12 protein-coding genes, 2 tRNA genes and 1 pseudogene are annotated in these 15,319 nt (G+C 56.0%); 9 read left to right on the plus strand and 6 right to left on the minus strand.

Annotated elements, in window-relative coordinates:
* Positions 1 to 15 precede the first annotated feature (15 nt).
* The 4 genes and pseudogenes from ACO07N_RS17090 to ACO07N_RS17105 all read left to right on the plus strand — a co-directional run bounded on the left by ACO07N_RS17090 (position 16) and on the right by ACO07N_RS17105 (position 4,699).
* On the plus strand, positions 16 to 1,965 hold the full coding sequence (locus tag ACO07N_RS17090) for a multiheme c-type cytochrome (protein ID WP_421982175.1): 1,950 nt from the start codon (positions 16 to 18) through the stop codon (positions 1,963 to 1,965).
* A 604-nt stretch (positions 1,966 to 2,569) separates the two neighbouring features.
* Positions 2,570 to 2,806, plus strand: coding sequence for a hypothetical protein (locus ACO07N_RS17095; protein ID WP_421982176.1), 237 nt, complete (start codon positions 2,570 to 2,572; stop codon positions 2,804 to 2,806).
* Between the two features lie 152 nt (positions 2,807 to 2,958).
* Positions 2,959 to 3,634 (plus strand): annotated as a pseudogene (locus ACO07N_RS17100) (transposase); the annotation flags it as partial.
* Between the two features lie 66 nt (positions 3,635 to 3,700).
* Entirely contained in the window at positions 3,701 to 4,699 is a 999-nt protein-coding gene (locus ACO07N_RS17105; protein WP_421982177.1) for a DUF4105 domain-containing protein, read from the plus strand.
* Positions 4,700 to 5,090: 391 nt separating this feature from the next.
* Here the strand turns inward: ACO07N_RS17105 and ACO07N_RS17110 are convergent, their stop codons facing one another.
* A complete protein-coding gene (locus ACO07N_RS17110; RefSeq protein WP_421982178.1) occupies positions 5,091 to 5,306 on the minus strand; it encodes a helix-turn-helix domain-containing protein in 216 nt (71 codons plus the stop codon).
* A gap of 10 nt (positions 5,307 to 5,316) precedes the next feature.
* Here ACO07N_RS17110 and ACO07N_RS17115 point away from each other — a divergent pair, with 10 nt between their 5' ends.
* Positions 5,317 to 6,009 (plus strand): hypothetical protein, encoded by a 693-nt coding sequence (locus tag ACO07N_RS17115; protein WP_421982179.1) that lies wholly within the window; start codon positions 5,317 to 5,319, stop codon positions 6,007 to 6,009.
* A 250-nt stretch (positions 6,010 to 6,259) separates the two neighbouring features.
* Here ACO07N_RS17115 and ACO07N_RS17120 read toward each other — a convergent pair whose 3' ends face one another.
* The 3 genes from ACO07N_RS17120 to ACO07N_RS17130 form a co-directional block, all read right to left on the minus strand.
* Complete coding sequence (locus ACO07N_RS17120; RefSeq protein WP_421982180.1) at positions 6,260 to 7,438, minus strand: MalY/PatB family protein; 1,179 nt, start codon at positions 7,436 to 7,438, stop codon at positions 6,260 to 6,262.
* A gap of 43 nt (positions 7,439 to 7,481) precedes the next feature.
* Complete coding sequence (locus ACO07N_RS17125; protein ID WP_421982181.1) at positions 7,482 to 8,519, minus strand: succinylglutamate desuccinylase/aspartoacylase family protein; 1,038 nt, start codon at positions 8,517 to 8,519, stop codon at positions 7,482 to 7,484.
* 695 nt (positions 8,520 to 9,214) lie between these two features.
* Positions 9,215 to 9,291 (minus strand) — tRNA-Pro (locus tag ACO07N_RS17130).
* 337 nt (positions 9,292 to 9,628) lie between these two features.
* Between ACO07N_RS17130 and ACO07N_RS17135 the strand changes: the two genes are divergently transcribed.
* Positions 9,629 to 9,703 (plus strand) — tRNA-Gln (locus ACO07N_RS17135).
* A gap of 58 nt (positions 9,704 to 9,761) precedes the next feature.
* Here ACO07N_RS17135 and ACO07N_RS17140 read toward each other — a convergent pair.
* Positions 9,762 to 10,268, minus strand: coding sequence for a PilZ domain-containing protein (locus ACO07N_RS17140; RefSeq protein WP_421982182.1), 507 nt, complete (start codon positions 10,266 to 10,268; stop codon positions 9,762 to 9,764).
* 113 nt (positions 10,269 to 10,381) lie between these two features.
* Positions 10,382 to 10,876: a PilZ domain-containing protein gene (locus tag ACO07N_RS17145; RefSeq protein WP_421982183.1), complete on the minus strand. Its 495-nt coding sequence runs from the start codon at positions 10,874 to 10,876 to the stop codon at positions 10,382 to 10,384.
* A gap of 594 nt (positions 10,877 to 11,470) precedes the next feature.
* Here ACO07N_RS17145 and cysQ point away from each other — a divergent pair.
* From cysQ to cysN, 3 genes are all read left to right on the plus strand, one after another.
* The gene (gene cysQ / locus ACO07N_RS17150; RefSeq protein WP_421982184.1) at positions 11,471 to 12,307 is read left to right on the plus strand and encodes a 3'(2'),5'-bisphosphate nucleotidase CysQ; all 837 of its coding nucleotides are present in this window, start codon (positions 11,471 to 11,473) and stop codon (positions 12,305 to 12,307) included.
* 73 nt (positions 12,308 to 12,380) lie between these two features.
* Entirely contained in the window at positions 12,381 to 13,310 is a 930-nt protein-coding gene (gene cysD / locus ACO07N_RS17155; protein WP_421982185.1) for a sulfate adenylyltransferase subunit CysD, read from the plus strand.
* Position 13,311: 1 nt separating this feature from the next.
* On the plus strand, positions 13,312 to 15,219 hold the full coding sequence (cysN, locus tag ACO07N_RS17160) for a sulfate adenylyltransferase subunit CysN (RefSeq protein ID WP_421982186.1): 1,908 nt from the start codon (positions 13,312 to 13,314) through the stop codon (positions 15,217 to 15,219).
* The last annotated feature ends 100 nt before the right edge of the window (positions 15,220 to 15,319 follow it).

Below are 15,319 nucleotides of genomic sequence, written 5' to 3' on the forward strand. Positions count from 1 at the left end.
GCGGTTCCGAGGCATATGAAAAAACTCTGGCTCCCAGTCGCTCTTTGGGCAATCAGTCTTGCGATAACGTTATCAATCGCAAAGGCGGATGCGAGTCCGGGATATGTCGGATCCGAGACCTGCCAGTCCTGCCACGAGGGCGCATATTCCGCCTGGGCGAAGAGCCATCATGCGAAAGCTTGGATGGAGCCATCGCCCGACACAGTGTCGGGTGATTTCAACAATGCCGTCTTTGAACATTTGGGACGGGAAACCCGATTTTTCGAGGAAAACGACCGGTACTTCATAGAAACTTCGGACGTGCAGGAAGGCCCGAAGGTTTTGGAGATAACAGGGGTTGGCGGCATTGCCCCCCTGCAACAGTATCTGGTTGAGATCGAACCCGGGCGACAGCAATCCCTGGACATCGCCTGGGACCAGGTGAAGAAGCGCTGGTATCACCTTTACCCGGATCAAAAACTTCCTCCTGATGACGCGTTTCACTGGAGCGGGCCTTACAAAAACTGGAACGCGCGTTGTGCGGAATGCCATGCGACCGGTTTTGAGAAAAACTATCTTGCCAAGGAGCGCCGCTACCAAAGCACGCAGGCGGAAATCGGTGTTGGCTGTGAAGCCTGCCACGGACCGGCTGAAGAGCACCTGAAGTGGTCGGAAGCTCCACAGACTTATGCTGCCTCTCCTTTTCCCGGCACCAATGACTTTGGACTTCTGATCTCCTTTTCAGAGGAGGTTGCAGAAAGGGAAATCCAGCAGTGCGCAGGCTGCCACTCACGGCGCGAACCATTTTTGGATGGTAACCCTCTACCGGGAACGCCTTACCATGACAGCTACCGGCTGGCGCTGCTGCGAGACGGGCTTTATCACGCCGATGGCCAGATCCTGGATGAGGTCTATGTCTACGGATCCTTCCTTCAGTCAAAGATGTATGACAAGGGTGTCCGCTGTTCAGACTGCCATGAGCCGCATTCGGCAAGCCTGAAGGCAACCGGAAATGCGGTTTGTACCCAATGCCACTCTGAAGCAGGCAGTGACAGGTTCCCGACCCTGACCACCAAGGCCTATGATGATCCTGCTCACCATTTTCACGAGCCCGGCTCACAAGGCGCGCAATGCCAATCGTGTCACATGATCGAGCGCATCTACATGGGTATCGATGGCCGCCGTGATCACTCGTTCCGCATCCCGCGTCCTGACATGTCGGTCTCTTTGGGAACGCCCAATGCCTGCACCGATTGCCATGCAGACAAAACCGCAGCCTGGGCTGCTGGCGTTCTTGAAACAAGGTTTCCGCAAAGTGCTAGCCGCGGGCCTCATTTTGCGGAGGCCTTCTCTGCTGCCAGGAATGACCGCGCTGGGAATTCTGAAGATCTAATCGGGATCGCTAAGCACGCAAAATTTCCCGCAATTGTCCGGGCATCGGCAATTGACTTGCTTCGAACCCGTGCAACGCCCGAGATCCTCAAAGAGCTACAATCCTTGCTGTTAGATGAAAGCCCGGTTGTTCGTGAAGCCGCCTTATCCTTGCAATCACAGCTTCCGCCCCAAGAACGGTTTGCGGCGGTCGCAGATGCATTGAAAGATCCTTTGCGATCGGTGAGAATAGCCGCCGCCCGGCAACTCATCGGCGCACCACCGGTTGGTGTGAGTGAAGAGACCAAGCGTGCCGCTCAGGCTGCGAACAAGGAGTGGCAAACTGCCTTGATCGCGAAACTGGACTTTCCGGAAACACATACAATCATTGGCGGTACGGCCTTAGCCCTAAGGAATCCGCAGGCCGCAATCCGCGCGTTTCAGGAAGCCACAAACCTGGATGCACAATTGGTCGATGGCTGGATCATGCAAATCCGAATTCACATGGCCCTTCAGGACTTTGCAGCCGCTCAATTCACCTTGCAAAAGGCCCTGCTCGCCAATCCAGCCAATCCGGTGCTTCTCGATTTCAAGCGTCAGTTTACCCAGCAATAATCCACCCGATACTGATCATGTTCAATTGCGATGTCGCGCCGCTAAAATTCGCTATCCCAAACCTGCAAAAAGATGAGGAATGTTGAAGGGAAATCCTGCGGAAATTCATAAACAAACGGCAGAAACCAGCGGAGTTTTACTGCGCGTTGGAGATCAAGTCCCTTCCACCTTTTTCGATTGACGTCGCGCAATTTCCGGGCTGTCATCAAGCCGGCAGGGGGCAGGCTTTGAGTAAAAGCCAATCCATTGTTTTCATTGTTTAACAGGAGAAACGACGAGCCATACATCTTGATATGAAGCCGTTTGCCAAAGAACTGGTAAAATGCACCGTCGGGGCTCTGGCCCTGGCCTGTGTTTCACCTACGTTTGCGCAATTAGATAGCAACCCGAACATCCTGATGATCCGGAGTGATACCATTGAAAAATAAAACCTCTCAACCGACACCTTCGGCCTAATAGGCTAGCGTGTTTTTTCCTGGTTCCGGCCCGGCGATAGGTGGCAAGTTTCTCGATTGCTCAAGTCGCGGAATTGGCCAGTTCGAAACAAACTTCAAATACAACATGGCAGCAAAGGCTGCCGCTTTAATCCAATAGGAGGCAATTCATGGCTGATATCAATGCGCTGATTAACGAGCTCAAGCAAACCCGGGACGAGGTCAAACTCAAAATCCATTTGGGCAGCAAAGAACTTCAAGACGAGTGGAACGAGCTTGAAGGCAAGTGGGACGACTTCGAAGCCAAGGCCAAACTCGGGGATTCTGCTGAAAATATCGGTGAAGCCACGTCCATGCTCGGCGACGAACTGTCGAAGGCCTTCAAGAAGATCAAGTCAGCGCTCTGATCACGATGCAGATTAAGGCGTGATGGCCGACCGGGCCATCGCGTTTTCAGCTTGGTTGCTGTCCTATGTCCGACTTCAGCACCGGTGGGACAAATTGAAGTGTTTGCATAGGGGAGGACTCATGGCTCATCGTAGCTGATCAAGGAGCGAAGATGAGACGTAAATCCGGGCCGGGAAAAGAACCGTTAGAGAAAGTTAACAAGGACATTCGCCGTGTGAGCCGGCAGCGTTTTTCAGCAGAAGAAAAATACGCATTGTTCTGGAAGGCCTACGGGGTGAAGAGAGCATTGCTGCCCTGTGCCGCCGGGAAGGCATAGCCGAAAGCCTCTACTACAACTGGTCCAAGGAGTTCGTTGAAGTGGGGAAGAAACGTCCGGCCGGAGATACGACCCGCTCCGCCACCAGCGATGAAGTCAAGACCCTGCGCCAGGAGTCCAGGGATTTGAAGGAGGTGGTGGCTGAGCAGGCATTGGCACTGCGCCTACTCAAAAAAAGCATGCTCGGGGCTGGAGGAGACGAGGAATGAGGTATCCCGTATCCGAAAAACTGGAGATCATCCGCCTTGTCGAGCAATCCCATCTCCCGGCGAAGCGAACGCTGGAGACCCTCGGCATTCCCCGTTCGACCTTCAATCGCTGGTATGATCGCTTTCTGGCGGGCGGTTTCGACGCGCTCGAGGATCGCAAGCTGCAACCTCAGTCTGTCTGGAACCGGATCCCCGATGAGATCCGGCAACAGATTGTCGACTTTGCATTGGAACAGTCGGAACTGTCTCTGCGCGAGCTGGCGGTAGCCTTCACTGATACCAAAAGCTTCTTCGTGTCCAAACGGGGAAACACAGAATGATACGGGACTTTTGCTCGAGCAGGGTTTGAGGCATTTGATGGGGGGCAGATGGTCCGCAAGATCGTATACTTTGCCGCAGGCGTGAGTATCGTCCTTACAGCCGCATTTGCCGCAGCTGCCAGCTACTATTGGTTGGGCTGGCCAGACATGGTTCGGAATGGCCTCGCACTCCTTTGGGTTCCCGGCATTGTGGGGCTTTGTTTCCTGCCCGGGCGTTTTCAGACCTTTCGACGGTTCGTAGCGATCGGTTGTTTAGCTGTTTTCTTCTGGGCCTATTTCAGCAAATCGCCGGTCCCGCAGACCTTTGTTCCGCTTCATGAAAAAGTTGCCAACGTGGACTTTGACGGCGACATGGTGACAGTCACGAATTTCCGCGATGCGATTCATCCGATCGGCGCCCCGGCACAGCCTCGGTGGACCACTAAGAAGTTCGATCCGACCACCGTGACTGGCGCACAGTTCATCTTGCAACCGTTTGGTAATTCCCTTGCAACAGTGCATGTCATGTCCAGCTTCGACTTCGCAAACGGGGATCACCTCGCGGTATCCTTTGAAGCGCGCCGCACCAGCTGGGACCGCTTCGACATGCTTGCCGGGTTTTTCAGGCATGACGAGCTCTATGCCGTCTTGGGCACCGAACGGGACCTGTTTTGGAAACGCCTTGCACATGTTCCGCCGAACGATCTTCATATCCTCGAGATCACTCAGCCACCTCGTGAGATCGCAGCCTATTTGCGCCGGCTCCTGGAGTTCTCGGCCTCGCTGCACGCCACGCCGCAATTCTATTCCACCATCACCGAAAGCTGTTTCACAACGCTGCTGAATCTCAGCCCAACCATTCAGAAAGCCGTGCCCTGGTACGACCTGCGCCGCTGGGTGCCCGGCGCATCGGTAGGTTTGTTTCAAGAGCTTGGTATCGTCGACGGTAGCCTTCCAGCGGGTGATTTGCTGCAACGACAAAAACTCGGATCCGGTGTCAAACCACCCTGGATGTTCGAAACATCAAATGAGTGGAGTGAACACTTGAGGTCACAGATCGGTCGCTAAGACAGGCGGCAGATAGGAATGCAAAATAATGCGAACACGCCCTTTGAACAGAAAGCAACCTAGTCAAGAACCACCCATTCCGATCATTTGTTCTGACCGCAGCGAATTCTCGCTCTCCGCCCATCCTGTAAATTTGTGAAGGTGCGACATCTTGCGGAAATAATTTCCGGATTGGGCAGGGCAGTCTGTCTGGCCACGCCGTTACCATCCGTAACGTTCGTTCCAAGAATTGAATCGAGTTTATTGAGAACGGCGTTCCCCAATGGAACGCTCGCACTTGGTTTTGAATCGGGAATCTCAGGTTCTGAATCGAAAGAGCGTAACTTGAGTTACGTTTTTCCAACTTGTGGCGAATTTGAATCGCCTTGCATGACATTGCTGGCAAAGTGTTTCAGCTCAAATCAGAATTTTCCTGCGTTTCCTGCAATCCAACTCCCCTTGCACCATCCATCAAGAAAGTGATCCCGGCATCTTCGAGCGTCCTTTGGATATCACGCAGTGTCCGGTCAAAGGGAACGGATTTTTCCTGCTCGAATGCCGCTATGGTCCGACGAGCACATTCGGCCTTCTCAGCCAAATCATCCTGAGACCACTCGGGTGCGGACATTGAAAAACTCGTGCGCGACGCCCGCCGGGTTGCACGAAAGGAAAGGCGAAACCTGCAACGTGATGACCTCGTCGCGAGGCTTCCAAAACGGATTGCCTTCAGTCAGGAAGACCTGAGGCGCATTGCCGTTCATGAGGCGGGACATGCGATTGTCCAGGCCAAGGTCGGTGACGGCGAAATCGTTCAGCTGAGGATCAAACTGGGCCTCAATCCGCAGGGGCAGGTCGCAGAGGTTGGTTTTCTGGAAGTCGCAAAGTCGGAATTTAGGGGGCGAACGCGCCGCGATTACGAAGCGCAACTGATGGTGCATCTGGCGGGACTGGCCGCGGAAGAGTTGGTACTCGGCGAGATTGCTGACGGAGGTGGCGGAAGCACGGGAACCGACCTGGCTAACGCTACCCAGATTGCAACGGAAATGGAAGCAAGCCTTGGCCTGGGTGACAGTCTGGTTCACCTGTTCCCGAGCGGATCAAGGCAGATCCCGGAACTCCTGCTTGCCGATCGAATCTTGCGCCAACGCGTCGAAGTGACACTAGACAAAGCCTATGAAGACGCGTGCGCGATCCTGGAAGAGCACAAATCCGCGCATGAAGCGCTGGTCGATGCCCTCATGCAGCGACACAAGCTTGAGGGCAGGGAGGTGCTGGAAATAATTTCCGGGGTCGGTGAGGAGGATTGTCAGAGGGTTGTTGGAAACAAGTAGCATTCGCAAGGCATGCAGACATTAAGGAATGACTGAAAGGGGCCGACAGCTGAAGGGCGACTTCCGGTTATGAAACCAGAGAAGCGGACATTCACGGACGTCGAGTTAGACGGCCATATTGGGCCGGAATCTAAAGTGCTCATAAGTATGCCGGAATTCACTAAGGACCAAACGGCGTCACTGAAGATAAATCAGTGGGTCATTCGGGGCTTAGACCCTGCGATTCACGGTCTCTTCCGATGAGCAACTCTCACGAGCGGGAGATGACCGCGGCTTCAAGCCGCTCCAGCGCAGAAGCAAGTCGCGATCTTGGGCAGGCAAAGTTCAATCGAGCGAAACCCGCGCCTTCCTCCCCAAAAGCACTCCCTCTGGTGATCGCCCACCCGGCTTCTTCCCGCAAGAACGCGGTAAGCTGGTCGGTGTCCAGTTCCATCCTTCGAAAATCCAGCCACGCAAGAAAGGTGCCTTCCGGTTCGACAAGATTGACAAGCTCGAGACCTGAAATACGCGCGCGCAACAGGTCGCAGTTTCCGGTCAGATAGGCGATTGCAGCATCAAGCCACGGACCACCCCCGCGATATGCGGCTTCCATCGCAACAGAGGAAAAGGCGTTGTTCTTGTTCACGGTCAGGCGGCTGTTCTCCGCCTGCAAAGCTGCGCGTTTGTGATTGTCCGTCACGAGTGTGAAGGCCGTGCAACAAGACGCGATGTTGAAGCTCTTGGCTGGCGACAAACAAACAACTGAGTTACGTGAATTTTCCTCGCCAAGAGAGGCGAAGGGGACATAGCTATGACCCGCAAATGTCAGGTCACCGTGAAGCTCATCAGATACCACCAGCACGCCGTGGCGGCGGCAAATTTGCCCCAATTGCTCAAGTTCGGCGCGCGTCCAGACCCTGCCGACCGGATTGTGAGGATTGCACAGGAACATCATCTGCGTGCTTGGATGTCTGGCAACCGCCTCCAGCCCATCGAAGTCCATCTTGTAGCCGTTCTCTTGCAATCGCAAAGGGTTGAGCACGACACGTCGGCCATTTTCGCGAATGATGTCCTGGAAGTCAAAAAAAACAGGCGGTTGGATGATGACACCCGCACCTTCATCCGTGAACGTGTTGAGAACCATCGCCAGAGCGTTCAAAACATTGGGTGACCGCAAGATATGTACCGGATCAACGCGCCAGTTATGTCGCCGATCGAGCCAGTCAATGAGTGCGGGAAGAAGTCCGTCAGGAACGGCCTCATATCCGAACACGCCATGCGCCAGGCGTCTGTTCATCGCTTCGGTGATGCAGGGTGCAACCCGGAAATCCATGTCTGCGACACCGGCGGCGAAAAGCGTGGACGCATTTGATCCCAGGACCCGGTTGTGCCATTTGAGTGTCGGCACGTCGGCCCGGTCGACAACCTCGTCAAAGTTCCATTCGGTCATTCTCAGATCCACTCAGCTACCGTGCAAGACTTGGGCGGAGCAGTCACGCGGCGTCCGAGGCGATCTGGAACAGCGCATCGCCCCTGACGGCATGCGCCATTGCCCGCCGCGCCAGAATCATGCCGGTGTAGGGGGAAACCACCACATCTGCTGCGCGTCCCGGTGTTTCAGGATGATGAATTAGCGCGAGGGTCTCCCCCTCGGCGACGTCTTCAGCAATCTCTTTGACGGGCTCAAACACGCCGGGTTCATAGCAGTACACCGATCCTTTTACATTCAGAACGCGGCTGCCGAGCGCAGGGTCAGGGACGTAATCTGTAATCATGCCCAGTGCGCCCAGAATGCGCTGCAAGCCACGGCTGGTTCGGCTCAGGATGTCTGGCGTGACGCGGGCGCCGCCGCCCAGCTCGGCCATCACATTTATCACCCCGTTGCGGTTCGCCGCCCCCATCGCCGTCCGCGCTGTGCTGCCCGTGCCGCCACCGCCCGTGAATTGCCAAGTGTACGGAAGATCAAAGGCGTCTTGCAACACTGTCAGGCCAGCGTCTTCTTCCGGCGAATGCGCGGGTCCTCGCAAGAGCGTCGCCGGATACTCGAGTGATGTGCCCCCGGAATGCAGATCGACGGCGTAATCCGCCATCGGCAGCAGGACGTCCTCATACCAGTGCGCGAGCATTTCGCTCGGGGTACCGGCAGGACTGCCAGGGAAAAGTCGGTTGAGGTTGCCATGGTCAATGGGAGATGTCCGCATGCCCGCCTCGGCAGCCGGGAAATTCAGCATCGGCAACAGAATCAGTCTTCCGTGTATGTCTTCTGCATTGAGAGACCGGGCCAACGTTGACACGGCAATTTGTCCTTCATACTCATCACCATGAACCCCTGCTGTGATGACAAGCGTTGGCCCCACGTTGTTCTGGATTATGGTGACCGGAACCGGGATCCAGCCGTATGCGGACCGATGCACGGAATGGGGCACCCTGAGGTAACCTTGCTGCTTCCCGTTCGCGTCGAAGTCGACTTCGCTTACAATAGCGCTTGTTGGCATGGAGATCCCAATTCTAAGCTGCTCGCTGGGGTCCATTGCTACTATTTCACCCGCGGCCACTCAAGGCAGCATTTCTGTGACATTGTCAACGTACCGGTTGTCTTCACCCCCGCCCTTGCGCGCCCTTCAAGCTGGAAGCGCTGTTGATCAGGCGCATCGCCAGAGCGAACCAAGAACCTTCACCAATTATCCTTGCTTTGACGCCGGAGTGCTTCAGCCTGATCAATATCGTCGCTGTCAGAGACCCAACCCGATACGGCAGCTCAGACCCCGAAATGACCATGTCAAGCAACGGCCCTGAGCGGTCATTCGTTCCGACCGCAACAAACGTCCGCTTGCCGCCCACCTGTGAAATTGCTGCGCCTCAAATGGACGTCCGCTTTGGGGTGCAGCCTTCAATGTGGCGAACGACCGAAATGAGGACGCAAAGCGGATGTCGACGGAATGGGCGTTTGACTTCTGGTTTGGCTGTAAACGACGCTGTCTTCTGACTATCTGATTTCAATAATGCCGCTTGGCGCGCTGCTTGGACTTGAGATTTTGAAACGCCGCTTTTTTATCCAAGCGGTGTAGCTGCTGTCTGCCAACATTCGGAAAACGTGGAAAATCAAGGCCCAAGGAAACCAGCCGAAACGTTGGCCCAATCATTGGCCCAAAAATCCGGGAAATTCGGCAGTTCTCGCGAGAATGCGAAAATATCTTTAAAATCAATGTTGTAAAAGGGAGAAAAATGGTCGGAGTGAGAGGATTCGAACCTCCGACCCCCTCGTCCCGAACGAGGTGCGCTACCAGGCTGCGCTACACTCCGACACTTTTACCGGGTTTCAGGATAAACCCGTCGGGAACAGCGCGACAAGGTCCCGCTGCGTGGAGGGTCGTTTAGCAAAGCTCAGCTGATCCCGCAAGCGATTTGAAAAGGATCGGACGCTTTTTTTGTCGCGCGCAACAAGCCTTGGACCAGGATGGATGAGAGACGGAAAGCGGGGCTGTGATTTGCAGAGCTGCAAACCGGATTGACCCTTCTGCCATTGTGTACAGATTTGTCTTCAGGAGCTTGGGGAAAACCCGGGATGGGATCGAAAAGATAGGCGGGTGGGAGGCTTGCGCTTCGGAAATCTCCTCGCTATACAGCGTTCCCACGGCCTTGGGGTGTAGCCAAGCGGTAAGGCAGCGGTTTTTGGTACCGCCATGCGCTGGTTCGAATCCAGCCACCCCAGCCAGTCTCCTCACGATTTCAGTTGAAGGTCGAACCGGGTGAAAGCAACGGCGCGCGCGATGTCAGCGGCGCCGTCCGAAGCCCTTTACGCTGCTTGCCGCCGGGCGGTTGTTTGCCGCAGCGTCCTCCGACTCATCCGGGCGCTTCCGGTCAAGAACCCGTTTGCGCGAAAAGAAATTGTCCGGCGAGTCCCTGAGTTCGTCGATTTCTTCCGTCAATGCGTCGTCCGACGACTTCAGCGTCTGCGAGCGCATCTGACCGACAGCGCGTTTTCCGGATATGAACTCGACGCCGCAACGAAGCCCATCTTCCCAGCGTCTCTGGCAGGTGACTTCGAAGTCTTCCAGGTCGATCTGAAGCACGAATTCCTGGGGCAGCAGGTAAGCCTGCTCGAATTCCAGCTTTGCACCGCTGTCGGACAGGTTGCGGACAATGCAGGGGATTGACCGCAAGCCGCGATTGAAGATCAGTTTTCCCTTCTTGAGGGCACGTGACCGGCGGGCGCGCTCGTTCTGCTCGGTTTCAAGTTCGTCGGAGGGCGACTGTGCTGCGTTTTCGGTGTCGGGCATGTCTGTTTCGCTTCTCGTGTTTTTTGGGGTGTGCGGGACACCCACAAACATGCCGTTTCTATCAGGAAGTCCTTGTCATTCCGTGAATCCGGCCCTGAAACAGGAAAGAGGCGTCAGCGCCGACGACCGAAGGACGGCTTGCCGCCGTGCGGCAGGGTTTCTGCATCACCGGGTGCGTCCACCGCGTCTTCGCCCTCTGCCTCGGGGTCGGAATCTTCCTGATGCGCGTGAAACGCGTCAAAACCGTTCGACAGGGCAGCATCCGACGGGTTGAGGGTCTGGTAGCGCTTTTGCGGCACGTGGCGTCGTTCGCTCGTGAACATCACGCCGCATTTCAAACCCGTTTCCCATCTGCGCTCGCACGTGACTTCATAGTCTTCAAGATCGATGTAGAGTTCGAAATCCTTGGGCAGTATGTAGGGTTGATCGAACTCGAGCATGGCGCCCCCGTCCGAAATGTTCCGGACCACGCAGGGAATGGATCTGAGGCCGTTCTGAAAGACCATCTTGCCTTTCTTGTAAACGCGCGCCCGGCGCGCGCGCGGCGTGAAATCCTCGTTGTCTTTGTTGTCCGCGTCTTGCTGCGGTGCAGGGTCGACAGTCGACATGGTCATCTCGCATAGGCTCGCAAAAAAGTTCAGCCGATTTTGAATTTTAAGCCTAGTTTAAAGCTGTTTCCAAGAAGTGAATTTGAATGAATAAATAAGGAAAAACGGCTCGAATTGAATTTTTTCAAGTTCACATAGTGAGTTGTTGCAGCTTTTGGATGTAGAAATTCTGGAAAGAAATCAAAATTAACGTAAAAATATAAAATTGTATTTAAATTCAACATAATTTCCGGTCGAATTGGCGCGCCGGGCCTCAGTTTTCTGAAGAGATTTGTTGCGGAATGAGCAAGTCGAAATTAGAGTGCTCACGCAGAGTGTTTTGCAGTGCGATATATTCAGGTCCGACAACAACGAATTTGAGGGGGCCTGATGGAAGGGACGTTACAGGCAGGTTTCAGGGCTGATTGGAAAGTAGATCTCGCGCACGCAACAAACACCCTCTAGTCACGAATGGCAGGTTTGACGCATTCCCCTAACAGGTGAATCCGTGGAATTCCATTGCTTGAACTGGTGCACGTGTTTCCTTTATCTACCTGCCGGTAAGACCGGTAAACCCGACCGGAACCGCCAGGTTTCGGCGTATTCGAGGCGTTGATGACAGAAGAGCAGATATCCTTATTGTGCCAGCTGGCCGTGCGGGCCGGCGAGGAAATCCTGAAAATTTATGCCGAACCGTTCGAGGTGGAGAGCAAGGCGGACGGGTCGCCGGTGACCAAGGCCGATGCGGCGGCCGAACGGATCATTCTGGCCGGTCTCCGGGATGCCTTCCCGAACGTACCGGTGGTGGCAGAGGAGTCCGTCGAAGCAGGAAACCTGCCGGCGGTCGGCGACGTCTACTTTCTGGTGGACCCGCTTGACGGCACCAAGGAGTTCCTGAAGAAGAACGGGGAGTTCACGGTCAACATTGCACTCATCGACAAGGGTGTACCTGTTTTCGGCGTCGTCGCGGCACCGGCGCTTGGCGAGATCTACTGGGGTGACCTGACATCTATTGAAAACGGTGTACGTCGGGCCTTCAGGGCTAGAATTGCCGAAAGAAGCCTTGTCGATGTTGAACCGGTCAGGGTCCGGACACCGCCGGCGGGCGGACTGAGCGTACTCGCAAGCCGCTCACATCTTTCGGAAGAGACCTCGGCCTTGATCGATCGTCTGAACGTTGCAGAACGGCTTTCTGTCGGGTCGTCGCTGAAACTGTGCTGGGTGGCGGCGGGCAAGGCGGATCTCTACCCGCGGCTTGCTCCGACGATGCAGTGGGATATCGCGGCGGGTGACGCGGTCGTGCGCGCTGCGGGCGGCGCAGTGGTGCTGGCGGCGGATGGCAGCGATTTCGTTTACACGGTTCCTGCGAATGCCACCAAGGACGATCTGCTCAATCCGCACTTCATTGCCGTTACCTCGAAAGAACTGCTGCCGGAACCGACGGCAGCCTGAAAATACCTTGCCACAAAAAAGACAGGGCATATCCAGATAAAGCCGGTTCGCCGGTCAGAACGGAAAAGCGAACATGAACATGCAGTCTCACGGGATCACACCGGAGCGTCTCAGCAATCTGAAACGCCTTGAAGCGGAGAGCATCCACATCATCAGGGAAGTGGCAGCGGAGTTTTCGAACCCGGTGATGCTCTATTCCATCGGCAAGGATTCGGGCGTCATGCTGCATCTTGCGATGAAGGCATTTTATCCCTCGAAGCCACCGTTTCCGCTGCTTCACGTGGATACGACCTGGAAGTTCCAGGACATGATACGGTTTCGCGACGAAACCGCGAAACGGCTTGGCCTGGACCTGCTTGTCTATACCAATCCGGAAGGTGTTCAGAAAAACATCAATCCGTTCGATCATGGCTCTTCGGTCCACACCCATATCATGAAGACCGAAGCTCTGAAGCAGGCGCTCGACAAATACGGGTTTGACGCGGCATTCGGTGGTGCGCGCCGCGACGAGGAAAAATCCCGCGCCAAGGAGCGCGTGTTTTCGTTCCGGAATTCCAACCACGGTTGGGACCCGAAAAATCAGCGTCCCGAACTCTGGAACCTCTACAACGCGCGTGTCGCGAAAGGGGAGAGTATCCGGGCATTCCCGCTGTCCAACTGGACCGAGCTGGACATCTGGCAGTACATCCTGACGGAAAACATTCCCATGGTCCCTCTCTACCTGGCAGCGCGCCGTCCGGTGGTCGAAAGAGACGGCATGCTCATCATGGTCGATGACGACCGCATGAAGCTGCAACCGGGCGAAATCATCCAGGAAAAAAGCGTCCGGTTCCGGACCCTCGGCTGCTACCCGCTGACCGGCGCAATCGAATCGGACGCCGACACGCTTCCGGCAATCGTTCGGGAAATGCTGATCGCTCGCACGTCCGAACGGCAGGGCCGCCTGATCGACAAGGATGAAAGCGCGTCCATGGAAAAGAAAAAGCGGGAAGGGTACTTCTAAGATGACTGCAAATGTCACAGAAGCTGCAGAAGCAGCGGTCACGGACTATATCCTAGCGCAGGAATCCAAGGATCAGCTCCGGTTTCTCACATGCGGTTCGGTCGATGACGGCAAGTCGACGCTGATCGGACGCCTGTTATACGACACCAAGCTGATCTTCGAAGACCAGCTCGCAGCGCTGGAGCGCGATTCCAAGAAACATGGCACCGTCGGCGAGGATATCGATCTTGCCCTCCTGGTCGACGGCCTGGAGGCCGAGCGCGAGCAGGGCATCACGATCGATGTCGCCTACCGTTTCTTTGCGACCGACAAGCGCAAGTTCATCGTGGCCGACACGCCCGGGCACGAACAATATACGCGCAACATGGCGACCGGCGCCTCCACGGCCGATCTGGCCGTACTTCTGGTGGATGCCCGCAACGGGTTGCTGGTGCAGACCCGCCGCCACGCCTTCATCGCGTCGCTGCTCGGAATTCGCCACGTGGTGCTCGCTGTCAACAAGATCGACCTCGTCGAGTATTCACAGCACCGTTTCGACGAAATCCGTAAGGAGTTCGAGGTATTCGCAAACGGGTTCGACTTCGAAACCCTGGAAGCGATCCCGATGTCCGCGCGCTTCGGCGACAACGTGACGGCCAGAACCGAACGCATGGCCTGGTATACGGGTCCCACTCTTCTGGAGCACCTGGAACGCGTCGAAGTCGGAGAACATGCCCTCGAAGCGCCTTTCCGTTTTCCGGTGCAGTGGGTCAATCGGCCCAATCTCGATTTCCGCGGTTATTCGGGAACGATTGCCAGCGGCCGCGTGTCGATCGGGGAAGAGCTTGTTGTCGCCGGACCGGCCAAGACGTCCCGGGTCAAGACCATCATCGGTGCCGCTGGCGAGATATCGGAAGCGCGGGCGGGGGAGGCCGTCACGCTGACGCTTGAGGATGAAATCGACATCTCGCGCGGAGATCTTCTGTCCTCCGCGGCCCACCGTCCGGACGTCGCAGACCAGTTTGCCGCACATGTTATCTGGATGAGCGACGAGCCGCTGCTGCCGGGACGCCCCTACCTGTTGAAGATCGGGACGCGCACCGTGACCGCAACGGTTTCGGAGATTAAGCACAAGATCAACGTGAACACATTCGAGCACGCCGCCGGCAAAACGCTGGAGCTGAACGAGATTGCGTTCTGCAACTTCGCGCTTTCCGCAGCCGTCCCTTTTGATCCCTACGAAGCCAACCGGTCGACGGGGTCCTTTATTCTGATCGATCGGATGTCCAACGCCACCGTCGGTGCCGGAATGGTCTGGTTTGCGCTTCGCCGCGCCAGCAACATTCACTGGCAGGCACTGGACGTGGACAAGACCGCCCGCTCGGAGAAACTGGGCCAGAAGCCTGCCGTTCTCTGGTTCACCGGCCTGTCCGGATCGGGCAAATCCACCATCGCCTCGATCGTGGAAAAGAAGCTGCATATCGACGGAAAGCACACCTACACGCTTGACGGCGACAATGTGCGCCATGGGCTCAACAAGGATCTCGGCTTCACCGATGCGGACCGCGTGGAAAACATCCGCCGCGTGGGTGAGGTTGCGAAACTGTTTACCGACGCTGGCCTGATCACGCTCGTTTCCTTCATCTCTCCCTTCATCTCCGAGCGCCGGATGGCGCGCGACCTGTTGGGAGAAGGAGAATTCGTGGAAGTGTTTGTCGACACCCCGATCGAGGTCTGCCGTCAGCGCGATCCGAAGGGCCTTTATGAGAAGGCGGACAGGGGCGAAATCAAGAACTTTACCGGGATCGACAGCCCGTATGAGGCGCCGGAGCATCCGGAAATCCACATCCGCAATGTCGACCGGGACCCCGAGGACGTGGCCGAGGAGATCATCGGTTATCTCCGGCAGAACGGTTACCTCGGCACCTGATATCCTCGTAACGAGAAACCGGGACATTATCTTAAGGACGCGGCCTCACCAGGTGGGGCCGCGTTTTTTCTGGAGGCTTGAACTTGTTGGGCAGGCTGTG

Source organism: Roseibium sp. (genome assembly GCF_965229775.1).
GTDB lineage: Bacteria > Pseudomonadota > Alphaproteobacteria > Rhizobiales > Stappiaceae > Roseibium.